This is a genomic window from Chryseobacterium scophthalmum (assembly GCF_900143185.1).
GTDB lineage: Bacteria > Bacteroidota > Bacteroidia > Flavobacteriales > Weeksellaceae > Chryseobacterium > Chryseobacterium scophthalmum.
In genome coordinates, this window is record NZ_FSRQ01000001.1 from 752,871 (window position 1) to 779,224 (window position 26,354).

The window sequence follows — 26,354 nt, forward strand, 5'->3', positions numbered from 1 at the left end:
TAGATTTGTAATGAAAATCATCTAACATTTTGAAAACAACATTAACAGAAGAAAATTATCTGAAAGCTTTGTTTCATGTAGTTGACCATGAAGGAAAAGTGACGATTAACGAACTGAGCAAATTTCTTAACGTAAAAATGCCCAGCGTTAATAATATGATGAAGAAATTTGCCGACAAAAATTGGGTAATCTACGAAACCTACAAACCGCTAAGAGTTACCGAAAAAGGCAGACGTGAAGCCGCTTTAGTCGTAAGAAAGCACCGTCTTACCGAAATGTTTCTGGTTAAAAAAATGAATTTTGGATGGGAAAATGTACACGAGATTGCAGAACAATTGGAGCATGTACATTCACAGGTTTTCTTTGATAAAATGGATGAAATTTTAGATTATCCGAAATTCGATCCTCATGGTGAACCCATTCCCGATAAAGACGGAAATATCATCGCTCAGGATTTACTGCAGTTAAGCAACTGTAAAATTGGTGAAACCGTTATTTTCACCTCTGTTACTCTGTCTGATGATGCCTTTCTGAATTATCTTACCGAAAGAAAACTTCTACTAAATACTAAAATCAAGATTCTTAAAATTGAAGATTTTGACAAATCAATTACTATAGAAATTTTAGGGAAAACAGAAGTTCTCAGTAAGAAGGCAACCGAAAAGATTCTGGTGAAACATTAGTTCCCGGTTTCTTTTATTTCACGTAATTTTTTCGTTTTTTTTACTTAATAAAAATACGGTCGAAATAATAAGCAGACTCCCTACCCAATCGATTGTAGAAAAAGAAACATTCAGCCAAAGTACCGCCAAAACCGTTGCTGAAAGAGGCTCCATTGAAGCTAAAAGACTTGTTTTTTGTCCGCCAATAATTTGCACCGCAGTAAGATAGGCGTAAAATGCGATTAAAGTTCCGAAAATTACGATAAATGCGGTGTACCAATAGGTCTGAAAATCCCAGATTCCTTCAACGCTAAAAGGAGATTTCACAAAGCTGAAGACAAAACCACCACACATCATCCCCCATCCGATGACCACAGAAGATTTATATTTTGAAAGTAATTTTACAGGTTGTAAAGTATAAATTGCCAAAGCAATCGCCGAAGCTAACCCAAAAAACAGAGCCGTTCCTGAGATATTTAAACTGTTTATATTCCCGTGAGTTACCAATAAAAAGGTTCCGACAACAGCTAAAATAATAGCTAAAAACTCAATCATCAACGGAATTTTTTTGTTTTTAAAAGCTAAATAAACAGCAATTACAACAGGACCTGCATATTGTAAAACCGTCGCTGTCGCTGCATTCGAATGTTTGATTGCCGCAAAATACGTGTACTGTACCGCCAACATTCCTGTAATGCTGAAAACAGTAAGCTGAATAGCATCTTTTTTGTTTTTCCATATAGAAAGAAGATCAGATTTTTCGAAAAATTTCGCAAATAAAAGTAAACATATTCCGGAGATCAACATTCTTACAGTAATCAGCCATTCAATATTGATTCCTCTTTGCTGAAAAAGAAATTGCCCGAAAGTACCGGAAACTCCCCAAAGTAATGCCGCAAGTACAGCCAACAGAAAGCCTTTAAAAACATTCATCGTCAATTGATTTATTTTGCAAAATTGCATCAAAAACCAATTGCTTTTTAATGAAATACCGATAGTTTTTTGCAATTTTGTTTCATATTTAACCCTAATTATTGTATTTTGAAATCACTCGATCAATTTGACACGGCAATTTTAAAAATTCTTCAGAAGGATAATCTAACTCCCCAAAGAGATATTGGCGAAAAAATTGGGCTTTCTGCTGCAGCTGTTCAACGTAGAATTAAGAGAATGCGTGAATCTGGAATTATAAAAGCCGATGTTTCTGTGATTGATATCAACAAGATTCATCATTGTGTCACCTTGGTTGTAGAAGTTTTTATGGAAAGCGAGAAAATTGAATTGCTTGATCAAGCCAAAGCTATTTTTACAGCAACTCCGGAAGTACAGCAATGCTATTTTGTAACCGGAGATTCAGATTTTATTTTAATCATTGTAGTTCCTTCTATGAAGGATTATGAAGTTTTAACGAGAAAGATTTTCTATAGCAATAAAAACATCAACCACTTTCGAACCATGGTCACCATGGATACTTTGAAATCTAATCTTGAATTACCGTATCAAATATTACAGCAATTAGAATAGAATTAGGAAAATTTAAACATAAAAAAAGCGGATTAAGAAAATCCGCTTTAAAAATATAATTTGAGAATTATTTCAAATATTTAGTAATTTCTACATCCGTAGGTTTTACTTTGCTTACAAAACTATCGATTAGCTTACCGTTTTCGTCAATTAAAAACTTAGTAAAGTTCCATTTCACTTCGGTGTCTTTTACGCCGTTCAATTGTTTTTCAGTAAGGAATTTAAAAATTGGAGCTGTATCCTCTCCTTTCACAGAAACTTTAGCCGCTAAAGGAAAAGTAACTCCATAATTTTTCTGGCAAAAAGCACCAATTTCGACATTCGTTCCTGGTTCTTGTCCACCAAAATTATTTGCTGGGAAACCAACCACAACCAATTTATCGCCGTATTCTTTAGAAAGCTTTTCCAAATCTGCATATTGAGGTGTAAATCCGCATTCTGAAGCAGTATTTACAACAAGAATTTTCTTTCCTTTAAAATCTGCAAAATTGATTGTTTTGCCTTCTTCAAGAGCATCTACTTTGTAATCGTATATTGTTTGTGACATAGCCTGTTTGGTTTTTACTTTAGAAACTTCGCTTTTTTTCTGAGCGCAACTATTAGAAAATGCTATAAAAGAAATAAGCACTATAAAAAACTTTTTCATTTTGAGATATTTATTTTAAAATTTAAAACTGTTTGCAGGAAATACTTTGTTGATTTCCACTTTGTTGAGAAGCATCACATAATCGCCATCTTTTTTGGCGCTCGATGATTCTAATCTGAATGGCATCATCAAATTCCCTACCTTTTTGTAATCTGAATACGTTAAAGTTTCATCTTTTTTTATTTCTTTTAAAAGCATGAACGATTTTGTATCGAAATAATAGTAATTTTTGTTCACATTTTTCGTCAGTTCTACTTTGTGACAATAGATCTCTCCTACTTTTTCCTTTCCTAAATATTTTGCTTCAAAACCTTTGTTTTCCCAATCGATAAAATCATTATCAAAACTTTCTGGAACATATTCTTTATACTCCTGAATTTTATTGGTTGCATAGTTCATTGCATAGCCTTTAGAGCCATCATAACCTTCAATTGCAGTTTCTTTATTCCCGATTGTAATAACCGTTTTGGTTAAATTAGGTCTTTGCTGATATATTTTGATAGGATATTCGTCTTTAATTCCTAAAATTACTTTTCCCTGAAGTAATACTGAATTTAAAAGTTTCCAATTGGTTAACCCTCCCGATAATTCTATGTTTTTATCTATAATTTCTTTAGCAGTCTGAGCTAAAGATAATTGCGAAATAATCAGGACGAAAACGATGAGTAATTTCTTCATTAAATCAATTTATAAAATCAAATATAAGCCTTTCTTGTCTAATGTAACAATGTAGCAGTTTAACAGTGTAACAAAATATCACAAATTTGTAATGTATTGTTTCAGTAAACAAAATTTTTACCTTTATACTTTTACCTTGGCTCTTATAGTAACTTTCTTGCTTTTTCTAAATCTTCCGGTGTATCGATTCCGACTCCGATGAAATTGGTTTCTATTAATTTAATTTTCATTCCATATTCCAGATAACGGATGCACTCTATTTTTTCTGAAATTTCCAAAGGTTTCATTTCTAATTTTGAGAATTGAAGCAAAGCGTGTTTTCTGAAAGCGTAAACTCCGATGTGTTTAAAATAATCAACATCATAAGAAACTTCCCTGTGAAAAGGAATTACAGAACGACTGAAATACAATGCAAAACCATTGTTATCGGTAATCACTTTTACATTATTCGGGTTTTTTATTTCTTCTTTTTCGTGAAGTTTTATTTTCAATGAAGCTAAAGAAATTTCCTGATTTTCGTCTTCTTTAAAAACTTCTATTAACTGCTTTAAAGGTTCTAATTTTAAAAACGGTTCGTCACCTTGAACGTTGATCACAATATCACAGTCGATATTCTGTACTGCTTCTGCAATTCGGTCGCTTCCTGTTTCGTGTTGTCCTGTCATTACAGCCTTTCCGCCATGATCTTGAATTTCATTAAAGATGATCTCAGAATCTGTGGCTACAAAAACTTCATCAAAAAGTCCTGTTTCTACAACATTTTGATAAGTTGTTGTAATGACTGTTCTTTCACCCAAAATCTGCATCAGTTTTGCGGGAAAACGGCTGGCTTCATAACGCGCAGGAATAACAGCGATAATTTTCATTTTATTTAAATATAAATTTTAATTGAAGATATTTTAAACCGCAAAAGTATCAAAAGATTTTAGTCTGTAATACGTTTTTCAAAAGCTTACAAAATAATGATTGATTCTTTTGTGATAAAATATTTAGCTTAAATAATTAACTAAAAAGATGATTCCGTAAATCCATGAGATGTACAGAAATGAGTAAAAAAATCCAAATGCAAAACTTTTCAGCAAGTCGCCTTTACATTTTCTTGAATTTTTAAATACCAATCGTAAAGCTCGGAAAAAAATCCAATATAACATCGCCGCAAAAAATAAAATTGCCGCCCAAAAGAAGAATCCTAAAAAATATAATAAGAAAGCAAAGACAATTGAAATTAAAAACCATAAAATAATTGAAGCAATAGCTCCACCAATTCCGTCTCCTACAGCAGGAGGATCAAACGCAGAAACATCCGGTAAAGAAACATTATCCGAATATTTTTTGACTCTTTCTCTATGCAAAATATGTCCGACATTATCTTTGAGCTTCAAACCAAAATATAATCCTGAACTGATAAAAATAAAAAAAGCTCCGGCTAAAATAGATGTTGAAACAATAGAATTTTGAAATAAAGACCGATGAGAATTTGTTCCTGAAAGCCAAACACTCAAAATGACCAAAACGATAATCGCTAGAGTGAAATAACTTAGCCATTTTGTTTCAAGAAAAGTTTTTTTGGGAAATTTCATCGATAAATTCTAAATAATTTTAAATATTTTTTCAGTTGTACAACAGCGAATTGCTTTGCAGCCCGACTTGAACGGAGCTCTTTTTGCCGAAACGAAGTGAAGGCAAAAAGAGCGGGAGTGGAAGGCGGAAAAAGCTGCCCAAATTAATCTATCTAAAAAATATGACTAAAAGGATGTAAACTAATTTGAAGTTTAACCACAAAAGTAACAAAAGACTATTATAATAGCTACTATTATTAGATAATCAAAGTTCTCAAAAGAATAAAAAATCAAAGATTTTTAAAGGTTTTTGTGAACTTTTTTCTTTATACTCATTAACTTTAAATAGAAATACCTAAATCTTTTGCCTCTTTTGTGGTTAAATAAAAAGTTTAAACAAGTTTTAAAAATAAAATTGCCGAAGTACAAACCTTCGGCAATTTATGTGATTTTTCTTAAAACTCAAATTCTCCAATCAGAATTTTGCTATCATTTTCTTTTTTATTTTCTTTCTGGCTTTGGAAAACAGCAATCTTTCTTTCCTGTCTTCCATCAGAATAATAAAGATAAACTTCCGCCATCACCGTTGTTGGTCCGGAAAGAATATTCTGTCTTTCCCCAAAGAAATTGGTCTTGATTTTATATTTTCCTTTCACTGCTTTTTTCAGCAAAAACTGTTCTGGACCGAAACCTTGTGTAAAATCGTTACTTATTCTTCCGCCAATCGCAGTAGATTTATGCTGATAAGAGCAATCTTCTCCTTTCGGATCGGTTACCCAAAGATCGATGTCTGTATTGTCTTTATTCCAATTAATCACGACACGAATATCTACAGGCAAATCTGCTTTCAAGCGATCATCGATTTTACTTCCGTCAACATTTTTATTTTGCTTTAAAATATTGTTGATTTCCATAATCAGGATTTCTTCAATTCCGTTATCTCTTACTGAAATTTCGTCTGTAAATTCCTGATACAGCAAAGATTTATAAATATTTAAAGCTTCCTGCGGTTTTTTGTTATCGACCAAAGCTAATGCATAATCTCTGTGGCTTTGCGCATCAAAAGGTCGCCATTCAAGGATTTTCTGTGTAATCCAAAGTTCTTTATCGTAATGACCTCTTTGTTTTAACAGATAATAAATGGTTTTGTACAGCTCTTCATTTTCAAGATCCAGCTCTGCTAACGTACTTAAAACTTTTAGTGAAAGTGCTTTGTCACCTTTTTTGAACAGCAATTTAGAAATATCAAAATAATAAGAAACCTGTTTTTCATGCTTTGAACGATTTTCTAAATATTTCTGATAAATCACTTCCACAGACTGCAAATTCTGAAAGTCTTTCATATATTCTTCTGTACTTTCTACATCGACTAAAGTGATTTTTCCTTTTGGCTTTTCAGCTATAATATCTACCATTGCATCTGAACTTGAAGCTTCCATAGCCATATCTGCTCTTCCTGAATTAATCACCTCACTCAACGGAACATCTCTTTGTGCTTGAGGAACTGGTGTCGATTGATTAGATATTCTTGGATATTCCTTTTTTTCTACAGTCTTAAATTCTGTGTTCCACCACGTTTTTAATTCTTTGGTTTTATCAAAAGCTTTAGATAAAAGATTTTTTCTCTGTTCTAAAACTCTTCCTTTGTTTTGAGAAACAATTTTCTGATAGTCAGCCAATAATTCCTGAGGCGGTGTAATTTTGTACCGTACATAATCATTAATATCGTCCAAAACAATCAAGCTTGTATTTTTACTTACAACGCCGAATTGTTCACTGATATTTTTAATTTCATTTCGATTTTGAGTAGAATTTAGTTCTAATTCATTTATTTTTTTCTGAACCCAAAACTGAGCAATCTGCCAGTTTTCCAACTGTTGTGCATTTGAAAAATCTACAGGTATTTCAAATTTTTCATTTCCAACTGAAAAAATGGCGGTTAATTTACCTGTATTTCCACTTGTAATTCCAAAAATATTGACAGGCTCGCTGATTACCGAACCGATATTTGGAAATAATTCCTGCATATTGGGATTTTCTTTAAATCCTAAAAAACGAATTGGTAATTTTTTGTAGGTTTTTAAAGCTGATTGTGTATCTAATTCATTTAAATTAATAAAATTTCCACCTGATTGATTTGCCAATAATTTAAGAAGATTAAAATCTGAAGTCGGTGTACTTGCAATACTATTTAAAGGCTTTTTAAACTTCATCGTTAAATCTCCAAAATTGGAAATTCCATCCGAAAACAAGAGATATTCTTCTATTCCATTGATTTCTTTTAAAGCTCCAAAATCTGTTCCGCCATCATATTTTAAATTTAAAATTCTAGCTTTCAGTTCGCTCCAGTTTCCCTGAGAAATATTGAATTCTTCAGCTTTTTCAAAAGTATTGTTCAGCAAAGAAAAAGAAACGGAAACATTTTTATTGTCAGCAAAGTAGGCATTCAAAAAATCAAGTTCTTTATCTCGGTTTCTTTTGGATCCGCTGAAAGAATTATCCCAGATAATCGCAATTTTTTGAGATTTTGGTTTTTCTTTTACAGGAAAATCCAATCCGACATTCGCAGCAAAATAAAATTTGTCTCCCGAAGCTTTTTGCAAAACAACATTCGATGAATTTTGATTTTTTGGAATCGTTACTTTTAAACTTTCATTAGGTGTAAAATCAGATTTAGCGATCTCTGCAATCCACTGGTTTCCCTGTTTCTGAAAAGCAAAACTCCCATCAGGATTTTCTAAAATTTTTGGAATACTCGCTGTTTCACTTATCCAGACTTTCAGATTAAATTTCGGAATTGTCGTTGCATTCGCAAAGCTTAAAAAATATTGATAATCTGAAGCAACATCCTTTAACTCCTGATGATAAGTGATCTGGATCGTTCGGGTTCCTTTTTCAGGTAATGGATAAATTCTCGTTCTGAAATTATTTCCTTCTACTTTCTCAATAATTCCCGGGTCTACATTTCTTCTTTCAATACTTTCAAAAACTTCTTTGGCTCTTTCTTTGGGAACAGGAACTGCATTTCTGAGTTTTCCGTTGATATCCAAAGCGTAACCACTTACTGAAACACCTTCCGGAAGTGGAAAAGTAAGTTTTCCCTCCAGAATTCTGTTGCTTGGATTATAAAAAGTATACGTTGCCGTTGTTGTAGCAAGATTTCCTAAAATTTTAGTATCAATTTTAGCTTCCTGTAGAATAACAGGATGTTTTTTCTGGTTGTCCACTTCCAGTGTCGGAATTTGCGCCATTGCAACACTGAAAAGCAAAGTTGCAATTAAACTATTTATTTTTTTCATCTGATATTTTGGTTTTTGTTATCATAAATTGGTTTAAATTAATTACGGAAAATCTGATGATAATGTTGCTCATTCAAATTTTCAATCCGATAAAGGTAGCGCTCCTACTGAGCGCAATCCTCGTGTTATATATTTTTGCTACACAGATTTTGCTCTTCCACAGCAACGGAGATAGTAAATAATCTAGTGCAATAAGTGTCTTAAATATGCAGTAATTTTATGAAGGCTCAATAATTGTTTTTCTATTTTTTTGTTATTCATAACAGCAAATTAATATTTTGATATCATGATTATTCCGTACTTGGTTTTGCTTCACCAGCTATAACAGGATATATAGAGTAAATTTTCTTGGCGATAATTCCAAAATTGTAACCCTGTACTTTTTCAACTCCGCTAAAATTGACGGCAATTAATTGTCCGCAATTATTAAAAACTGGAGCTCCGCTTGCACCGTGTGTTGAAGTAACACTATATTGGATTTTTGTTCCGTCAGATTCTTTACTGATTTGTCCGTTATACAGCTGTACTTTAATTCCTGAAATGGTTTGCGCTAAATCTTCGCCTAAAGGATAGCCAATCATCACCGCTTTTTCACCGGGGCGTAAACTTTGATCATCGGTTACAGCATTATCAAGATTGATAATATTTACAACAGTATTTGGCGTTTCTTTATTTGTTAATTGTAAAACTCCTAAATCAATAGATTGGTCTTCAGAAATTTTTTCAATTGTACAAGGCAACCATAGTTCAGCAGAATTATGTAAAGCGACAGAAATATCTACTGTTTTCATATAAACTTCGATTTCGTCTTCTGAAACATAATCTTTCTGAGGAATTGAGGCTGCAATATCATTAGAAGTTGTAGCAGAATCTACAGTGACATCATTTGAATTTATAAACTCTTCGCCTCCTTCTTCATCGTTTCCTTCATGATAGCCGCCTTCTTCATTATATTCTGAAGATGCATTTCCCCAATTGGATGCAATAAAAGTTTCGTAGCCGTCTTCCGAAATATCTGTAGTAAGAATCGAAGCAATTTTTCTTCGGATGTTGGCTGCATCAGTATTTATTTTATCAATATTTCCCGGAGAATTCCAAGGTTGCAAAACATGATTGTTTGAGATCATATTTCCTTTTTTGTCAACAAAAAATGCAGTTCCAAAAAGTGTTTCTTCTGAAGCTTCAGGAATATTCAACTGAACTTCTTTTCCTTTAATTTTTGCAACAAAAGCATATCTGTGTTTTACCATTACTACAGCATCTTTATAAGCATCGTAAATTTTGGTATCGGTATCTAAGCAGACATTTTCAACGATAGGTTCAACCTGATGATCTTTATAATATTGATATCCAAAATAAGAAGCTCCGCCTAAAAGAATGATTCCACCCAAACTGAAAAATGCAATTTTATAACCGTTCTTTTTCTTTTTTTCGGTTACGGGCAAGCTTTCTTTAGGTTGATCTTCTATGGGTTTTTCCTGAATCTCATTTGTAGAATTTTCAGAAATTATATTTTCTGATTTATAATTTCGCTGCTCTGAAAAATCATCAGAAAGCGAATTATTATCTTGCTGTGGCTGATCTTGTTCCAACTCATTCTGGTTGGATTCTTTTTTTTCATTATCCATTTGTGTTACAGTTATTAAGTATTTATAATAAAAAAGTTGATTCTTAAAATTAAGAATCAACTTGATATAAATTTAGAAAAAATTTTTAAACTATTTTAAATTATTTAAAGCATTCTCCAGTTTCGGCATCATCAGTTCAATTTCTTTGATATCTAAACCTCCTACAGAAGCTCTAAACCATGGCTCAGATTTTTCTTCACCAAAAGCAGAGAAAGGAACTAAAGCAACTCCCGCTTCATTGATTAAATAGAAAACCAAGTCAGAAGAATTCCCGATTTCTGTTCCGTCTGGTTTTGTTTTTCCAATGTAATCTAATTTAATGGTAAGATACATTGCTCCCATTGGTTCGATACTATCAACTGCTAAACCATTGGTTTTTAAATTCTGGATCCCGTTATGAAGAACTTTTAAGCTTGCTTCCAGTTTTCCTTTAAAATCAGTGATAAACGTATTTACATTCTCTGAATTCTGAAAATATTTTGCAGTTGCTTCCTGCTCTGGTTTTGGCGCCCAAGCTCCAACGTGAGTCAGCAAAGCTTTCATTTTGTCAATAATATGAGCCGGACCGAATCCCCATCCTACACGAACTCCTGTTGCAGCAAGACATTTAGAAATACCATCAATATAGATGGTAAAGTCTCTCATTTCAGGGAAAAGTGAAACCGGATCTACGTGTTTTGCACCAAAAGTAAGATTAGAATAGATCTGATCGTACATTAAATATAACGGCTTTTCGTCTGCTCCTCTTTTTGCATTTTCTTCCAAGATCATTTCACAGATCTCTCTTAACTGAGCCTCTGTAAACATGGTTCCTGTAGGATTTAACGGCGAACAAAGCGCTAAAAGTACAGCTCCGTTTAAGTGTGGTTTTAGATCTGCAGCAGTTGGTAAAAAATTGTTTTCGGGAGTTGTTTTAACTTCAATTGCGTCTGCAGAAGTAAGATAAGCATAATGATTGTTGTTCCAAGACGGTGTAGGATAAATTACCTTGTCTCCTTCGTCAACGATTACTTTATACACTGCATAAATCAACGGTCTTGAACCTGCTGTAATTAAAATATCGTTTGCCGAATAATCTAAATTCCATCTTGTTTTCAAGTCTTTAGAAACTTCATTTCTTAATGACAATAATCCGTTTGCAGGTGGATAATTGGTTAAATTATTCTGATACGCTTTCTGAATTTCTTCTTTTAATTCTGCAGGAATCGGGTAAAGATTTGAGTTCAAATCACCAATCGTAAGATTAGCAATCTCTGCACCTTTCGCCTTTAAATCATTTACTTCATTACCAATTTTTACAATTTCAGAACCAATGAGGTTCGCTGCTAATTTTGAAACTTTCACTTTTTATATATTAGATGTTAAATGTTATGAATTATGAGTTATGAATTATGAGTCTCTTCCCGTGAAAAATAATGCTTTCACTTATAATTCATAACTCAAAACTTATAACTCAATATTTTTAATTATGAGTTTTTGCTCTTTGTAGTTATAATAATGCTTCTTATTATTTTTAAAATTTCCGTTGCTTGATTTTTTAATTTTTCAAATTCTTCTTTTGAAATATATTTAGTTTCATATAAAAGTTCCAGCCAATAGATTGTTTCATCACATTCTTTTTGAGAGATAGATAATTTATGAATAAAATCTAATCTACTTTGAGCATTTAAAGCTTCACGCACATTTGCTCCCACAGAAGTTCCTGAACGTAAAAGCTGTTTAGATAAAACAAACTCTTTTTTATCAACTATAAACTTTCTATAAAAATTGACAATAATTACAGCGAACTCAAAACTTTTTTTTCCAATAATGCTTTCACTCATAATTTATAACTCAAAACTTATAACTCATTATGTTAATTCAACTGAAGGTCTTTTCTTACTTCTTCTATTTTTGCTTCCAAAACTTTCAATGTTTCTTCAAAATCTTCTTTTGAAGTTATGCTCTCTTTTACAGAAACATAAAATTTAATTTTCGGTTCTGTTCCTGAAGGTCTTACGCAAACTTTTGTTCCGTCTTGCGTGTAATAAATCAAAACATTAGATTTTGGAATACCATCCATCACATGTTTTTCATTTTCAGAAACTACGAAGTTGGTTTGCTCTTTAAAATCTTTAACTTCTTCAACTAAAGAACCAGCCAATGATTTTGGAGGATTTTCACGGAAATTTTTCATCATATTCTGAATTTCTTCTGCTCCGTCTCTTCCTTTTTTAACGATATTAATTAAACCTTCGTAATACATTCCGGTTTCCTGATAGATTTCAATCATGTATTCATACATGGTTTTTCCGTTGGCTTTACACCAAGCTGCAATTTCGCAAGCTAAAATGATACTTCCACAAGAATCTTTATCACGAACGAAATCTCCAGTCATAAAACCGAAACTTTCTTCGCCACCGCAAACAAATTTTTCTTCGCCTTCAAAATCACGGATCATTTTCCCAATCCATTTGAAACCTGTCAATCCAACTTTACAGTCAACTCCGAATTTTTCAGCAATATCAAAGAAAATATCTGAAGTTACAATCGTAGAACCGATAAATTCTTTTCCGGTAATTCTTCCTTGTTTTTTCCACTGATCTAAAATATAATACGTTAAAATCGTATTACACTGGTTTCCGTTCAACAACTGAATTTCACCTTCCAAATTTCTAACAGCAATTCCTAATCTGTCTCCATCAGGATCAGTTCCGATAACGATATCTGCGTTAGTGATTTTAGCTAAATCCATTGCCATTTCCAAAGCTGCAGGTTCTTCCGGATTCGGAGAATCTACCGTCGGGAAATTTCCGCTCGGAATCATCTGTTCTTTAACAAGGTCTACTTTCTTGAATCCTGCTTTTTCCAAAGCTTGTGGAACTGTTGTATAAGTTGTGCCGTGAATAGACGTGAAAACAATATTTAAATTTCCTTTTCCAACATCTTGATAGGTTGAATTTTCGATACAAGCATCGATATAAACATCATCCTGCCCTTCTCCGATCCATTCGATTAAATCATCATTTCCTTCAAATTTAATTTCTTCAAATTTTACAGAATATACTTCATTGATAATTGCTTCATCATGTGGCGGAACGATTTGCGCTCCGTCATTCCAGTATACTTTATATCCGTTGTATTCCGGTGGATTATGAGAAGCAGTTAAAACAATTCCTCCGTTGCATTTTTTATCACGCACAGTGAAAGACAATTCAGGAGTTGGTCTGTGGTTTTTAAACAAAAGAACTTTAATTCCATTTGCCGTTAAAACATCTGCCACCAATTTTCCAAATTCTTTTGAATTGTGACGAACGTCATAAGCAATCGCAACACTGATTTCCTCACCTGCAAATTGCTCTAACATATAATTCGCAAGTCCCTGTGTAGCTTGACCTAATGTATATTTATTTAAACGATTGGTTCCAACACCCATAATCCCTCTCATTCCTCCGGTTCCGAACTCTAATTCTCTATAAAAAGAGTCTTCCAAATCAGGAGAATTGCTGTCGATCAATAATTGAACAGCATCTCTTGTTTCTTTATCAAAGGTGTCACTTAACCAAAGTTTCGCTTTTTCTAATGTTGTCATATTTGTATTTTGTTCGTTTATATTTTATATGATTAAAAATTTTTTTGTCATTTCGAGGAACGAGAAATCTGTTTTTTAATTAACTAGATTCTTCATTCCACTTCGTTTCATTCTGAATGACAAAGACATCGATTAGTTCAATTTTTTATTTTCCACTCTTGTCGTTCTATCAACTTTAAAAGCTCTGATCGGATCATTATAATACACAAATTTTGCTGTATTTTTTACAGTTCCTTTTAGCGTATCTTTTACGTTGACTTCTGCATAGTTTCCGTTTTGAGAATCTACGTTCAGATTGACAATTTTCCAGTAAGGAGCAATTAAACTTGCTGTGTCTGAGATTTTTATTAATGCATCTTTAGTTTCACCTAAAAAATTAGCACGGCTTCTATTCTGCATATCAATCTCAGCTCTTCTTGTATTCAAAGAACCCATAAAAGTAGCGTAATTTTTTAAATTTAATTTGAAATTATCGGTTTTAATTTCACTCGAAATATTCATTTCCACAGAGTCTGAAATTGAAATTTTTTCCAGATTATATTTTGAATAAATCGTAATATTATAAAAATCGACACCTTTTGTTTTTCGGCTTTCTTTGATGGAAAGGGTTTTATCATCAACATCAATATCAAGATTTCCGGCTATGTTTGGGTAAGTTTCTACTTCCACAAAGTTTTTCGGTCCTCTTGCATAAAATACCCTAAATTTCCCTTCAAGATCAAGGTTTACAAATTCTTCGACATCAATTTCTTTCTTCTCTAAATTTCCTTTTGGAGAAATTTTACCACAAGAAAATATAGCAAGTAAACTTATTCCTACAACTATTTTTTTCATTATTTACTTTTTTTATAAAGCCATGTTAGTTTTTTACCATCAGTATTTCTTAAAAGCAAATATTTTTTGTCAACAACAGAATAATTAAACTTTATTGGCTCAGGCAGATTAGAATATTGCATAACCAAAATGTTATTTTTTAAAGTATAAGTACCCTCACTTTTATTTTTGCTTCCCAAAGACGAAAAAGACAAATCATCTTTAAACTCTAATGTACCTGTACCATATTCTGCGTTGATATTATTCAGCATTTTAGCATCAACTTCGCTTCTTTCACCTTCATTTATGCTGATAAATTCCCATTGCGAAGTTATCGGTTCAGTATTTTTCACTTCTGAACATGATAAAAATAAGGCACATAGAATTAATAGATAAAACTTCATACAGCCTATATCACTTCGTCAATATTATAATTTTTATGCTCTCTGTTGGTTCTGATAATCATTTCTCCTAAGAATCCTGCGATGAAAAGCAAGGTTCCCATCAACATCATGGTTAATGCAATAAAAAACCAAGGATTATTGGTAATTAAATGTCCGTAAATCCCTCGTGCAACGTCAATTAGCTTAGAAATTCCTAACCAAAAAGCTGAAAGAAAACCTACGATAAACATAATCGTTCCTACTGCTCCGAAAAAATGCATTGGCCTTCCTCCAAAACGGCTTACAAACCAAAGTGTTACCAAATCTAAAAATCCTCTAACGAATCTTTCAGTTCCAAATTTTGATGTTCCATAAGGTCTTGCCTGATGCGGAACTTCTTTTTCTGTAATTCTTCTGAAACCTGCATTGGCAGCTAAAACGGGAATATAACGGTGCATATCTCCGTAAACATCAATCGATTTTACAACCTGTTTTTTATAAGCTTTCAGTCCACAGTTAAAGTCATGCAAATAAACTCCTGAAACTTTTCTTGCGGCAGCGTTGAAGAGCTTAGAAGGAATATTTTTGGTCATTACATTATCAAAACGTTTTTTCTTCCAACCCGAAACGATGTCATAATTATCTTCAATCACCATTCTGTAAAGCTCAGGAATTTCTTCCGGGAAGTCTTGTAAATCTGCATCCATAGTGATAATAACATCACCGTGTGCTCTTTCAAAAGCGGCATGTAAAGCCTGAGATTTTCCGTAATTTCTTGAAAATTTTATTCCGTGGATTTGTGGATGCTGAACTTTTAAATTCTCAATAATGCTCCACGACAAATCTGTACTTCCGTCATCGATAAACCAAACTTCATATGATAAGTTGCTGGTTTTGCAAACGTTGTCGATTCTTGTAAACAACTCTTCGAGAGACTCTTCCTCGTTGAGTAACGGAATTACTATAGATAAATTCATTTAATTTTAATAAAAAATTATTCTTGATTAATTGCTTCCTGATGGTTTGTTTTCTTTCTGAAAAACGCTCCAAAAAAGACAGACAAAATTACGTAAAATATAAGAATTGCGGCAAAATATCCTGAAAAATGACTCGCCGTAAGCATATCTTTATCTTTTATAGTCGCAGGATCAAATCTTTGAAGACCTTCCTGATATTTTTGCTCTAGCTCATCAATGTCTTTTTGATGCTTTAAAATCTTTTTCGCAGACTGGTATTCTTTGTCTAATTCAGATTTCTGACGGTGTACATATTGATAATTTAACAGTTTTTTAGCATCCGTATCGATGAAGTTTAAGAAAGAAAAGATACTTACGATAGATAAAATTCCGCCTACAAACATTGGAACGAAAGCTCTTTTAAAAGCTCCTTTAAAATCCATTTCATGGTTATTCCAATGAGATTTTACAGACCAAAAAGCAAATAAAACATAGACGATCGGCAAAACGAAAGCATTGACTTTCAATGTAGTATCAAAATATTCGATACCAGAAAAAAATGTGTAGACTACAAAAAAGATCGCCATTGTAATGGCATACAATAAAATTCCTAGGGTAAGTGGACTTTTCGTCATAATTCTAATTTTTAGAAAATTTCTTAAAAAATATTGGTCTAAATTTCAGCGTTTTAGCTTTAATAAAGGGATTTTTAAAGATTTTTTCTGTAATAATATTTTTAATTTTAAAATAAGTTCCTATCTTTGCAACGGCAAGTCCTAAACAACCAGCTCCTGAGAATCCTCCAGGGTGGGAACGCAGCAAAGGTAATTGGTTGAGCGGTGTGATTTAGGTAGCTTGCCATTTTTTATTTTTATAAGTTAAGAGATTAAGATGATTTTATTTAAATTACTTAATCTCTTAATTTTTTTTGTTATATATCGAAACTTTCTCCGAGTTTAGGTAAAACCAATTCAACATTCTTATCGGCAAAATGTTTCGCTGCACCATCATGATTAATTTCAATTGCAGGGAAAGTATCAAAATGACATCCGATTACTTTTGGAGTTTTCAATAATTCTGACGCCGCAAAAGCTGCTTTTCTTGCACACATCGTATAATGACCACCAATTGGAAGGATTGACAAGTCTAAATTTCCGAATAATCTTGGGAAAAGTTCCATATCTGCCATTACTCCTGTATCTCCAGCCAAATAAATGTTTTTACCTTCAGGAAGTCTGAAAATATATCCTACAGGAACACCTCCGTAAGTTCCGTCAGGAAACGAACTTGTATGATGAGCCGGAACCATAGAAATTTTAAGATCATCGATTTTTGCCGATCCTCCTAAGTTTACATCGTCTGTATTTTTAGCGTTTTTGAAATAAGCACAGATTTCCGGTTGGCCAATAATCGTAGCTTCAGGATAGTGCTGTAAAACCTCTCCTACATCAGCAATATGATCTCCGTGAGCGTGAGTCAACAGAATATAATCGATTTTCTGAGCCGAAATATCAAATCCTGATTCTGCTTTTTTGTAGTTGTAAAAAGGGTCACAAAGAATCGTTTTGTCTTTGTACATGAACAAAAAACAGTTTTGTCCTAAGTATTGTATTTTCATTTTTAATTTTTATTTTGTTAAATATTTAAACACAAATAGCTCAAATATTTTCACAAATTTCCACTAATTTTAATAGTGTTATTCGTGAAAAAAATCAGTGTTATTTGTGTTTGTTCAAATTATTTCGAAGGAAATTTATCTTCAATTAATTTCAAATTAATTCCATGTTCTAAGTATGCTTTACAACCATCTAAAACGGTTGTAAAACCGCCTGTATTATCATTAATTACAGATAAAAGTTCGTCTCCTTTTTCAGAATACCCATAACTTTTAATAATGACTAAAGTTCCTTTTTCCATTTCCTTAAACTCGTAATCTACATTGTTGGAAAACAATCCCCACTCTGTTTTTATCAATTGATTTGGAATAATCTGGAGAACCTTTACTTCAGATTTCGCATTGTACATTTCCCATTCCCAAATAATAGTTTTACCTTCTTCCAGCTTGCCGGTAGATTTTGTAAACCAAAAATTGGTGGTTATTTCTGGATTAATAAACGCTTCAAAAACCTCTTGAATTGGTTTTCTGATAAGCATTTGAGCCTGAACAAATATTTTAGATTCCATAACAGAAAATTTTAGCTAAAATAATTAAGACCTACAGCCGTTAAAACCGCCATCATCAAAGTAAGAATTCCTACCTGTTTCAAAAACGGATCGAGTTGTTTTGGTTCTTTCACTGCCATGATGCTTCTTCTCAGTTTCGCAACAGGAATCAACAAAATCATTACAATAAACACGTAATAATTTTGCATCTGAATAAAATTGTTAATCCCTAAAAATACAAGAATCAAAATCAATGGAAGCTGCAATAAAACCATTTCGTAAATCATTGCATTTCTAAAACCAATTCTCAAAGCAAGACTGTTTTTCCCTGATAATCTGTCGCTTTCAATGTCACGCATATTATTCAGATTCAAAACTGCCATACTCATCATTCCTATTGCCGTTCCCGGTAAAAGAATATCCCAAGAAAAAGTTTTTGTAAACAGAAAATAACTTCCGCAAACTGAAACCAAACCAAAGAATATAAATACGAAAACATCGCCCAATCCCATATATCCGTAAGGTTTTTTACCAACTGTATAACCAATTGCTGCCAAAATACTCGCCACTCCCAATCCGATGAAAATATAAAATTCATTCATAAACTCAGGAATAAAAGCCAAATATAAAAGCGCAACTGTCGCTACGAAAGATAGAACAGAGAACAAAATCACAGCATTTTTCATCTGTTGTGCAGTAATTCTTCCCGATGCAACTGCTCTGGCTTCTGCTTCACCAATTCTTTTGGCATCGGTTCCTTTTACACCATCTCCGTAATCATTGGCATAATTTGATAAAACCTGATACAGCAAAGTCACCAAAAGCGCCAAAGCAAAGATTTTCCAGTCCCAAATTCCTCCATCTTCATTAAGTCTCCATTTTGCAATGAAAGACCCCATAATAATTCCGCTTAAAGAAAGCGGTAATGTTCTCAACCTTGCGGCTTTTATCCAATCAGTCATAATTTATAAGTAATGAGTAATGGGCAATAGGTAATTTTAAAAATTACTGATTACTTATTGCTAATTATTAATATTAATTTGTTTCTATTTTATAAATGCAGTAATTCAACAGTTTTTTAAGCTTTGTAAAGTTTAAAGCAACGATCTTGAAGCGTCCTGCAGAGGTATAAAAAGTGATACTTCCTAAGTTTGTTTTTCTTTGCCAAAAATACTGAGAAATTTTCACAGTTTGAAGCTTTTCTACCTCAAAAGTTCGGTTATCGATATCCCAAATTCCTGATTTTAATCTTATGAATCTTTCGCTGTAAAACAATTTTAAATTTCTAAAAGAAATCAGAATAAACAATTCCGCTAGAACAACATAGATAAGTGCTAAAAACCAATAATTTATGAATAATTCTTTTTCAATAAAGAAAACAAGAAACAAAGGAAAAGCAATCCATTGAAAAGTATGGACGATAATTAATCTGAAATTAGGTTTTAACTCATTTTCAAAAACAGGATTTTCTTTCCAAATTGTTGAAATCAGTTTAGCTTTTTCTGTATTATTAATTCCGGGAACGGCCGCAACTTTTTTTTCATCTTCTTCATTTTTTCCGATCTGAAGAAATTTCACAAAAGAAATTTTCATTTTCTTCTGGATCCAGTTCTGTGTTTCAGTAATTACCTGAACTTTTGATTTGTTGACAATTGAATTTCGGGTATTGAACAATCCATACTCAAAAGAAAAACTCTGGTTATTTTCGCTGATCTTAAAGTTGAAAAATTTAATCAACGTACGAACCGTATTGATCAGAATTCCTACAATAATGACAACCACAACAATTCCAAGAATAACAGGAATAGAAAATGCCAAAAACTGCGATTCTAGAGTATCGTAATCTAATGGCGTATCAAATTCTACTTTTTTAAGCAAATTAGTCAGCTCAGAAAATCCATAAATCAGTAAACTGACCAGTGCAAAAAAACTTTGAATATAATTTGCCGTAATGCCATATTTTAAAATACTGAGCGTAGAAATTTTGATTGAACGAAGTTTTTCAACTTCTTGATTCTCGTTATTTTCAACATCCTTTATTAAAGTATTTTCGAGCTGAGTTTCTGTTAAAAGATATTTTTTAAGGTCAATTGCATTCTGTTTCGTCAATGCCGAAATTTTGACTTCTTTTTCTGAACTTCCGGGAGTATCGATTTCGAGTTTGTAGATATTGAAAAAACGATGAACAAAAGGTTGCGAAATATTCACTTCCTGAATATTTTCTTTTTTAATCTTAGTTACCGATGTATTGATGATTCCTTCATGAATAACAAATTCCTCGTTTTCTTCATCAATATAATATTTGAAATGATAGTATTGCAACACCGCAGAAATAATGAGAATTAAGAGTCCGGCAATTATGGCAAGAACAATAATCCAAGGTTCTATTTTATCTTTTCTGACAAAAAAAAGGATAACAAAAACCCATAAGTTTTTAATCACCATTCCGATATTGTACAGAAAAAGCAATACGATACCCGTTTTTGACTGTCTTTGAGGCTGAAAAAAAGAATTAAGCTTCTCCTCCATCTTCTGTTTTTTCTTTCGAAATTGTTCCTCTGATGTGATGATTAATTCCTTCTGCAATATCTTCAGGAAGACCGTTTACAGTAACATCTCCACCGCTAACTCCAGCCGTAAAAACAGAAACCGATTTCAAGCCCAATATTTTAGAAAACCAGCCCTGCTCTACTTTGATGTGCTGAATCCTGTTGAATGGAACAATAATTACGCTTCGTTTCAACCAACCAAATTGATATACCAAATCTTTTTCACGAACTGCATATTTTCTGAATTTAAAACCAATCAGCGCATTCAGAAAAAGAAAAACGATCATCAGAAAAATTCCAATGACAATCGCCCAAATCTGAATCATGCTCAAATTGAAATAAAAAAAATAAAAAGCTACAGCAACTGCTCCGATTAGAAAAGCAGAGAATAAACCCAGATTAAATAAAATAATTTTAAGGTATTTTGGTGAAACCGCCATCAGTTTTAAATCCTCGAAATCAGGAATTTCGAAATCTAAAATCTGTGGGTTTTGAAAGTTTTGTTCCATATTATAAAGATCTCTCGCAGATTTTCCAGATAAAGCAGATTCTTATTATTTATTGTCTGCAAAATCATCCGAAAGAATAAATTAAATTTTAAAACTCAGTTTAGGTCTGAGCATAGCGCAGTAAATCAGCATTAGAAAAGCAAAAATTAAATAATAAGATTCTTTGGGAGAATAGTGAATAAGTTTGTCCCAGAAGTTAGCTTTTGAAAATTTATATTCATCTGCATCAAAATAACCAAATCCACAACCTCCATTACCATCTATACCAGAAAACATTTGATAATCATTTTTTTTGTAAAGAACATATAAACTATTGGTTTCATCCATATCAAGACCGTACCTTTCCTGTTTGGTTTTCAACATAATATTGAGTAAGCCAATAATATCTGCGTAAATATTTTTATCAGAAAGCTGAAATCGTACCCCGGTTTTGTCAATATCATTTTCTTTTAACTGATTGATCTCTTTAATGAAATTTTCTTCAGTTTTTTCGTCAAAACCCGGCTTTACATTAATTGTTTTGTAATTCCAGCCATCAATAGGAATCTTCGCAAATTCAGGAACTTTTTCTCCTTTTTTAGCTTTATAAGGAAGTCCAATATCTATCGCTCTCCTATTCATTTGATCGTAAACAGGCGTCGCATAGTACAGAAACAAAAGAGGAACTAAAAGTGCACTGATAATTCCGGCAACATAATATATTTTTTTATGCTTTCTCATTTCTATTGAATTTAGAACTTCCCTAAATTACAAAATAATAGGTAATGAAATCACTCATTACCTATTATTTATATTTTAAGAAATCCACTGATCTTTACCAAAGTCTGGTTTTCTCTTTTCAAGGAAAGCATTTCTACCTTCTTTTGCTTCTTCAGTCATGTACGCCAAACGGGTTGCTTCACCCGCAAAAACCTGTTGACCAACCATTCCGTCGTCTGTAAGGTTCATTGCAAACTTCAACATTCTGATTGACATTGGAGATTTAGCTAAAATTTCCTGCGCCCATTCGTAAGCAGTATCTTCAAGCTCGTCATGAGGAATTACAGCATTCACCATTCCCATGTCGAAAGCTTCCTGTGCATTATAATTTCTTCCTAAAAAGAAAATCTCACGCGCTTTTTTCTGTCCAACCATTTTCGCTAAATAAGCAGAACCGTAACCACCGTCAAAGCTAGTTACGTCAGCGTCAGTTTGCTTGAAAATTGCGTGTTCTTTACTTGCTAAAGTTAAATCACAAACTACATGAAGCGAGTGACCACCACCAACTGCCCAACCCGGAACAACCGCAATCACAGCTTTTGGCATAAAACGGATCAGTCTTTGAACTTCAAGAATATTCAAACGGTGTCTTCCATCTTCGCCTACATAACCTTGCTGACCTCTTGCTTTTTGGTCGCCTCCGCTACAGAAAGCCCAAACTCCATCTTTAGAACTTGGCCCTTCCCCTGAAAGCAAAACCACGCCAATTGACGGATCTTCTGATGCATCATAAAAAGCATCATACAATTCCGAAGTTGTTTTTGGTCTGAAAGCATTACGGATTTCTGGTCTGTTGAAGGCAATTCTTGCCACCCCGTTGCATTTTTTATAAGTAATATCTTCGTATTCCTTTACGGTTTTCCACTCGATCATTTTGTAAAAATTTTCCCCAAATATACGGAATTAGGGAGAGATTTTTATGATAGTCATTCTTGAAATATGAATAATGATTAATTGGTAATAAGTAATTTGATGCGAAATTTTAAAGGAATTATTTCTTTGCCATAAAGTTTTTCATTTCGTAAGAATGTAGTGAGTTTATTTTTCTGTTTAGATTACTGCGGAATGACAAAGCGAGAATAAGTTTTTTATTTAGAATAAAGTGAAGCAGAATAAAGATCTCAATAGCGTTCATTTTTTGTGTTCAAAAGCCTGAGTAATTTAAAATCTAAATATGTAAATTTGAATAAAAGATTTTGAAAATGAGTACTTCTGAATTACAAATGAAACTTGATTTGATCAATAGAATATCAATATTGGATGATGCCAGAATTATTAAAGAGATTAAAAAATTGCTGGATTTTGAACTTGATGAAAAAGTATATGAACTTAATCAACCCCAAAAAAGCAGAATTGAAGAAGCTCGTAATGAATATAAAAATGCTCAGATATTAACTGAAGAAGATGCTAATAATGAAATTGACCAATGGCTCAACAAAAAATAATCTGGACTAAAAAAGCCAATATTGAACGTAAAGAAATTTTAGAATATTGGATTGATAAAAATAAATCAGCAACATTCAGTAAAAAATTGAATTTGTTTTTTGTTGAATCTTTAAAGCAAATCTGTATTTATCCAAATCTCGGTAGAAAAACTAGTGATGAAAAAACAAGAGTTATCATTGTTAGAAACTATTTAATTTTTTATGAGTTCAACGAAAAAGAAATCATCATACAATCTGTTTGGGATGGTAGACGCAACACAAAATAAAAAGCCAGCTCTCACGAATCGGCTTTTTCAATTATATTTTATCTAAAATCTTTTTTGGTAAAATTCTCACTAATTGGGGCTTATAATGTTTTTCAAGAATTAAAAACTTCCAATATTTTTTATCTGTTGAAATTGCACATGCTCTCATTTTGGCATTAATAACATAAACTCCTTTTTTCAATAATTGCACATTATCTTGTACATATTTAGCCTTTATAGCCGTTTCAATTTTATTTTGCGTCTCATCATTCATCGAACTGATATCACATTGTAGTTTTAAACCATAGTTTGTAATAGAAAAATACTCCCCATCAAAATTCTGGTTTCTCAATTACTCCAAAACTTAAATCCTGTATATTAATTTTCAGAAGTGAATTATTGTAAGTCATTTCCAGAATTTGCGTCATCTGTTCTTTAGAAATTACCGTAAAATATTTTGGATAAATACAATCTACAGCTTGGTTCATCTTTTTAGCCTTAATACTATTGACAAAATAAGTAAGAGATTTTTTTATCTGAATTTCCTCAGAGCTTCCTTTAGCTTGAGCGAAAGAAAGTATAGATATAAGAACAAATAATATTGTAATGAATTTATTTTTCATCTTAAAAAATTAGTTTTTTTTGAACACAAAAGTAATAAAAAAGCCGACTCTCACGAATCGGCTTTTACATTTTCACAACTTATCCAAAATCTTTTTTGGCAGAACTTTCGTCAGTTGTTTTTTATATTCTTTATCTGCAAAAACCACTTTCCAGTTTTTCTTATCTTTTGAAACGGCAACCATTTTCATCGGTGCGTTAATAATATAAGCGCCTTCTTTAGCAAGATATTCTACAGTTCCCTGTCCATATTTTTTGGTAAGCATCTCTGAAATAGATTTTTTCATTTCTTCATTCATCGAACTTACATCCGCTTTTAATTTTAAGTAATAGCTTGTAATTGAAAAATTTTCGCCTTCAACTAGCTCGGGTTTTCCTACCGAAATAAATTTCATATCCAGAACATCTATTTTCACAAAAGGATTATTGTAGGTCATGTTCAGCATTTGCGTGAACTTCTCCTTATTGACAATCGTGAAGAATTTTGGATAAATAGCATCAACAGTCTGGTCTAGCTTTTTATACTTAATTGTATTGGCAAAATAAACCATCGATTTTCTGATTGCCTGATCGTCTGTATTTACTTTTGTTTGAGCAAAAGAAAACAGAGAAACAAAAATAAACAGCGCTGTAATTAATTTAGTTTTCATGAAATGATTTTATTTAAAATTATAAAAGCCATCTCTTTCGAGACGGCTTTCAAATATATTTAAAAATTTCCGATTAAGGAACTTTTACCAATTCTACATCGAAGATTAACCATGCATTTGGCGGAATAACTCCTCCTGCACCTCTTTCCCCGTAACCCATTGCTGGTGGAATCAATAAAGTAGCTGTTTCACCTTCTTTCAATAACAAAATTCCTTCATCCCATCCTTTGATTACTCTACCTGTTCCTACAGGGAATTCAAGAGGTTCATTTCTTTTGAATGAAGAGTCGAATTCAGTTCCGTTAGTCAATTTACCTGCGTAATGCACTTGTACATTGTCACCAGCTTTAGCAGCTTTTCCTTCAGTCTTTTTAGTAATTTTATAGTAAAGACCAGATTCAGTTACCTGCATTCCAGCTTTTAAATCTTCCAAAGCTTTCTTAGCTTCAGCTTCAGCTTTTTCAGCCATAGCTTTGTTATTTGCAGCGATTTTACCTTTTCCTTCGTTGAAAGTTTTTGCAGCATCATATCCTTTATACTCATCTCCTTTGCTGAAAATGCTTACTTTTTCAAGAACGATGTCTGTTTTTGGTTTATCCTGAGCTCCTTTTTCAACCGTAGCAATTGCATCGATAGTTTCAGTTCCTTTTACAACTTCACCAAAGATAGTGTGCCTTCCGTCTAACCAAGGTGTAGCCACTTCAGTAATGAAGAACTGAGAACCGTTTGTGTTTGGTCCTGAATTAGCCATCGAAAGAATACCTTTTCCTGTGTGTTTAAGGTCGTTTTTCTCGTCTTCAAATTTGTATCCAGGATCTCCCATTCCTGTTCCTTGAGGATCACCTCCCTGAATCATGAAATCTTTAATTACTCTGTGGAAGATTGTTCCGTCATAAAAAGGAACTCCTTTCGCTTTCGCTTTATTATCGATTTTCCCTTCTGCAAGACCAACAAAGTTAGCCACAGTTACCGGTGATTTTTTGTCTTCAAATTTTACAATAAGGTTACCTTTTGTAGTTTGAATATTAGCATAAAGTCCGTCTTTAAGCCCTTCGTAAGTTTCTTTGTCTACGTTCATCTTTTTATAAATTGGAGTACAGCTTAAAAGCGAAACGCTTGCCGCTGCTAAGATTATATTTTTGTTTAAGAATTTCATTTTACAGTACTTTTAATTTTATAATTAAAGGAATATCGTTATCAATTTTATTTTCGTCACCGTAAGTTCCGTAAGCTAATGATGATGGTACAAGAAGCGTTACTTCTTCCCCGTTCTGCATGTATCGAAGAGCATTTTCAACAGCTTTAAGCTCATCAAAATGTCCGAATCTTGCATCGTTTCTGCTTATAGATTTATCATAAATTTTAGTCTGGTCAAAATCATAAAGATCGTACGAATACGAAACTGTAGATTCATCAGGTCTTCTTTCCCGCTTATCAAAACCATCGACCGTCGTCCAATAATTCAGTTGTGTTGGAAAGAATTTTATATTTTGACTTGTAATCCAATCCTGAATTTGCTGCCTTTCCACCGTATTCAGATTTTTCATACGGTTTTTAGAAACATCCAGATCATTTTGGCTCAAAACACCACCAACCGGTGGATGCACCGGGTTATTTCTTTTGCAGCTCAATAAGCTAAGAAGAGATATAAAGACTAATTTTTTCATAAAAACTTTTGCGAAAATAAGCATTTC

At 32.7% G+C, this 26,354-nt stretch carries 30 protein-coding genes and 1 other RNA gene; 5 read left to right on the forward strand and 26 right to left on the reverse strand.

The window, feature by feature from the left end; all coding sequences use genetic code 11:
* Window positions 1-29 precede the first annotated feature (29 nt).
* Window positions 30-683, forward strand: a complete 654-nt coding sequence (locus BUR17_RS03450) for a metal-dependent transcriptional regulator (RefSeq protein WP_074228820.1) — start codon at window positions 30-32, stop codon at window positions 681-683.
* An 18-nt stretch (window positions 684-701) separates the two neighbouring features.
* Here BUR17_RS03450 and BUR17_RS03455 read toward each other — a convergent pair whose 3' ends face one another.
* Window positions 702-1,595 carry a DMT family transporter gene (locus BUR17_RS03455; protein ID WP_143747514.1) on the reverse strand — a complete coding sequence of 298 codons (894 nt, stop codon included), beginning with the start codon at window positions 1,593-1,595 and terminating at the stop codon, window positions 702-704.
* A 108-nt stretch (window positions 1,596-1,703) separates the two neighbouring features.
* Between BUR17_RS03455 and BUR17_RS03460 the strand changes: the two genes are divergently transcribed.
* Complete coding sequence (locus BUR17_RS03460; RefSeq protein ID WP_102980342.1) at window positions 1,704-2,186, forward strand: Lrp/AsnC family transcriptional regulator; 483 nt, start codon at window positions 1,704-1,706, stop codon at window positions 2,184-2,186.
* Between the two features lie 67 nt (window positions 2,187-2,253).
* On the opposite strand, the gene BUR17_RS03465 is transcribed toward BUR17_RS03460, so the two are convergent.
* The 13 genes from BUR17_RS03465 to BUR17_RS03525 form a co-directional block, all read right to left on the reverse strand.
* Window positions 2,254-2,832 carry a glutathione peroxidase gene (locus BUR17_RS03465; protein WP_074228822.1) on the reverse strand — a complete coding sequence of 193 codons (579 nt, stop codon included), beginning with the start codon at window positions 2,830-2,832 and terminating at the stop codon, window positions 2,254-2,256.
* A 15-nt stretch (window positions 2,833-2,847) separates the two neighbouring features.
* Complete coding sequence (locus BUR17_RS03470) at window positions 2,848-3,510, reverse strand: histidine kinase (protein ID WP_074228824.1); 663 nt, start codon at window positions 3,508-3,510, stop codon at window positions 2,848-2,850.
* Between the two features lie 143 nt (window positions 3,511-3,653).
* On the reverse strand, window positions 3,654-4,376 hold the full coding sequence (gene kdsB, locus BUR17_RS03475; protein WP_074228826.1) for a 3-deoxy-manno-octulosonate cytidylyltransferase: 723 nt from the start codon (window positions 4,374-4,376) through the stop codon (window positions 3,654-3,656).
* A 123-nt stretch (window positions 4,377-4,499) separates the two neighbouring features.
* Entirely contained in the window at window positions 4,500-5,090 is a 591-nt protein-coding gene (locus tag BUR17_RS03480; protein ID WP_074228828.1) for a hypothetical protein, read from the reverse strand.
* A 434-nt stretch (window positions 5,091-5,524) separates the two neighbouring features.
* Window positions 5,525-8,368, reverse strand: coding sequence for a VIT domain-containing protein (locus BUR17_RS03485; protein WP_074228830.1), 2,844 nt, complete (start codon window positions 8,366-8,368; stop codon window positions 5,525-5,527).
* A 290-nt stretch (window positions 8,369-8,658) separates the two neighbouring features.
* On the reverse strand, window positions 8,659-9,996 hold the full coding sequence (locus BUR17_RS03490; RefSeq protein WP_084550378.1) for a S1 family peptidase: 1,338 nt from the start codon (window positions 9,994-9,996) through the stop codon (window positions 8,659-8,661).
* 90 nt (window positions 9,997-10,086) lie between these two features.
* The gene (locus BUR17_RS03495) at window positions 10,087-11,340 is read right to left on the reverse strand and encodes a pyridoxal phosphate-dependent aminotransferase (RefSeq protein WP_074228832.1); all 1,254 of its coding nucleotides are present in this window, start codon (window positions 11,338-11,340) and stop codon (window positions 10,087-10,089) included.
* Window positions 11,341-11,462: 122 nt separating this feature from the next.
* The gene (locus BUR17_RS03500; protein WP_074228834.1) at window positions 11,463-11,819 is read right to left on the reverse strand and encodes a four helix bundle protein; all 357 of its coding nucleotides are present in this window, start codon (window positions 11,817-11,819) and stop codon (window positions 11,463-11,465) included.
* Window positions 11,820-11,851: 32 nt separating this feature from the next.
* The gene (locus BUR17_RS03505; RefSeq protein ID WP_074228836.1) at window positions 11,852-13,567 is read right to left on the reverse strand and encodes a phospho-sugar mutase; all 1,716 of its coding nucleotides are present in this window, start codon (window positions 13,565-13,567) and stop codon (window positions 11,852-11,854) included.
* Window positions 13,568-13,699: 132 nt separating this feature from the next.
* Window positions 13,700-14,401 carry a GIN domain-containing protein gene (locus tag BUR17_RS03510; protein ID WP_074228838.1) on the reverse strand — a complete coding sequence of 234 codons (702 nt, stop codon included), beginning with the start codon at window positions 14,399-14,401 and terminating at the stop codon, window positions 13,700-13,702.
* Window positions 14,401-14,733, reverse strand: a complete 333-nt coding sequence (locus BUR17_RS03515) for a hypothetical protein (protein ID WP_074228840.1) — start codon at window positions 14,731-14,733, stop codon at window positions 14,401-14,403. Before BUR17_RS03515 ends, BUR17_RS03510 begins: the two co-directional genes overlap by 1 nt.
* Before the next feature lie 56 nt (window positions 14,734-14,789).
* The gene (locus tag BUR17_RS03520) at window positions 14,790-15,740 is read right to left on the reverse strand and encodes a glycosyltransferase family 2 protein (protein ID WP_074228842.1); all 951 of its coding nucleotides are present in this window, start codon (window positions 15,738-15,740) and stop codon (window positions 14,790-14,792) included.
* Window positions 15,741-15,757: 17 nt separating this feature from the next.
* Window positions 15,758-16,354 carry a DUF4199 domain-containing protein gene (locus tag BUR17_RS03525; RefSeq protein WP_074228844.1) on the reverse strand — a complete coding sequence of 199 codons (597 nt, stop codon included), beginning with the start codon at window positions 16,352-16,354 and terminating at the stop codon, window positions 15,758-15,760.
* Window positions 16,355-16,486: 132 nt separating this feature from the next.
* On the opposite strand from BUR17_RS03525, the gene ffs reads away from it, so the two are divergent.
* Window positions 16,487-16,583: signal recognition particle sRNA small type (gene ffs, locus BUR17_RS03530), an RNA gene on the forward strand.
* 67 nt (window positions 16,584-16,650) lie between these two features.
* Here ffs and BUR17_RS03535 read toward each other — a convergent pair.
* The 7 genes from BUR17_RS03535 to BUR17_RS03565 all read right to left on the reverse strand — a co-directional run bounded on the left by BUR17_RS03535 (window position 16,651) and on the right by BUR17_RS03565 (window position 22,572).
* Entirely contained in the window at window positions 16,651-17,337 is a 687-nt protein-coding gene (locus BUR17_RS03535; RefSeq protein ID WP_074228845.1) for a metal-dependent hydrolase, read from the reverse strand.
* A 119-nt stretch (window positions 17,338-17,456) separates the two neighbouring features.
* Window positions 17,457-17,903, reverse strand: a complete 447-nt coding sequence (locus tag BUR17_RS03540; protein WP_074228847.1) for an SRPBCC family protein — start codon at window positions 17,901-17,903, stop codon at window positions 17,457-17,459.
* Window positions 17,904-17,914: 11 nt separating this feature from the next.
* Window positions 17,915-18,844: a 1,4-dihydroxy-2-naphthoate octaprenyltransferase gene (menA, locus tag BUR17_RS03545; RefSeq protein WP_074228849.1), complete on the reverse strand. Its 930-nt coding sequence runs from the start codon at window positions 18,842-18,844 to the stop codon at window positions 17,915-17,917.
* Window positions 18,845-18,917: 73 nt separating this feature from the next.
* Window positions 18,918-20,411 carry a PH domain-containing protein gene (locus tag BUR17_RS03550; RefSeq protein ID WP_074228851.1) on the reverse strand — a complete coding sequence of 498 codons (1,494 nt, stop codon included), beginning with the start codon at window positions 20,409-20,411 and terminating at the stop codon, window positions 18,918-18,920.
* Window positions 20,395-20,940 (reverse strand): PH domain-containing protein, encoded by a 546-nt coding sequence (locus BUR17_RS03555; protein ID WP_074228853.1) that lies wholly within the window; start codon window positions 20,938-20,940, stop codon window positions 20,395-20,397. Before BUR17_RS03555 ends, BUR17_RS03550 begins: the two co-directional genes overlap by 17 nt.
* Window positions 20,941-21,021: 81 nt before the next feature.
* The gene (locus tag BUR17_RS03560) at window positions 21,022-21,660 is read right to left on the reverse strand and encodes a hypothetical protein (RefSeq protein ID WP_074228855.1); all 639 of its coding nucleotides are present in this window, start codon (window positions 21,658-21,660) and stop codon (window positions 21,022-21,024) included.
* 75 nt (window positions 21,661-21,735) lie between these two features.
* Window positions 21,736-22,572 (reverse strand): 1,4-dihydroxy-2-naphthoyl-CoA synthase, encoded by an 837-nt coding sequence (locus BUR17_RS03565; RefSeq protein ID WP_066677606.1) that lies wholly within the window; start codon window positions 22,570-22,572, stop codon window positions 21,736-21,738.
* A 329-nt stretch (window positions 22,573-22,901) separates the two neighbouring features.
* Here BUR17_RS03565 and BUR17_RS03570 point away from each other — a divergent pair, with 329 nt between their 5' ends.
* Window positions 22,902-23,144 carry a hypothetical protein gene (locus BUR17_RS03570; protein ID WP_185116680.1) on the forward strand — a complete coding sequence of 81 codons (243 nt, stop codon included), beginning with the start codon at window positions 22,902-22,904 and terminating at the stop codon, window positions 23,142-23,144.
* On the forward strand, window positions 23,126-23,410 hold the full coding sequence (locus tag BUR17_RS03575) for a type II toxin-antitoxin system RelE/ParE family toxin (protein ID WP_074228859.1): 285 nt from the start codon (window positions 23,126-23,128) through the stop codon (window positions 23,408-23,410). Before BUR17_RS03570 ends, BUR17_RS03575 begins: the two co-directional genes overlap by 19 nt.
* Window positions 23,411-23,441: 31 nt before the next feature.
* Here the strand turns inward: BUR17_RS03575 and BUR17_RS20945 are convergent, their stop codons facing one another.
* The 5 genes from BUR17_RS20945 to BUR17_RS03595 form a co-directional block, all read right to left on the reverse strand.
* Window positions 23,442-23,741, reverse strand: coding sequence for a hypothetical protein (locus BUR17_RS20945; RefSeq protein WP_228418603.1), 300 nt, complete (start codon window positions 23,739-23,741; stop codon window positions 23,442-23,444).
* On the reverse strand, window positions 23,722-24,012 hold the full coding sequence (locus BUR17_RS20950; RefSeq protein WP_228418606.1) for a hypothetical protein: 291 nt from the start codon (window positions 24,010-24,012) through the stop codon (window positions 23,722-23,724). Before BUR17_RS20950 ends, BUR17_RS20945 begins: the two co-directional genes overlap by 20 nt.
* A 72-nt stretch (window positions 24,013-24,084) precedes the next feature.
* Window positions 24,085-24,660 (reverse strand): hypothetical protein, encoded by a 576-nt coding sequence (locus tag BUR17_RS03585; RefSeq protein ID WP_074228861.1) that lies wholly within the window; start codon window positions 24,658-24,660, stop codon window positions 24,085-24,087.
* Between the two features lie 73 nt (window positions 24,661-24,733).
* Window positions 24,734-25,738, reverse strand: a complete 1,005-nt coding sequence (locus BUR17_RS03590; RefSeq protein WP_143747559.1) for a peptidylprolyl isomerase — start codon at window positions 25,736-25,738, stop codon at window positions 24,734-24,736.
* A gap of 79 nt (window positions 25,739-25,817) precedes the next feature.
* A complete protein-coding gene (locus tag BUR17_RS03595; protein WP_074230212.1) occupies window positions 25,818-26,327 on the reverse strand; it encodes an FKBP-type peptidyl-prolyl cis-trans isomerase in 510 nt (169 codons plus the stop codon).
* Between the last annotated feature and the right edge of the window lie 27 nt (window positions 26,328-26,354).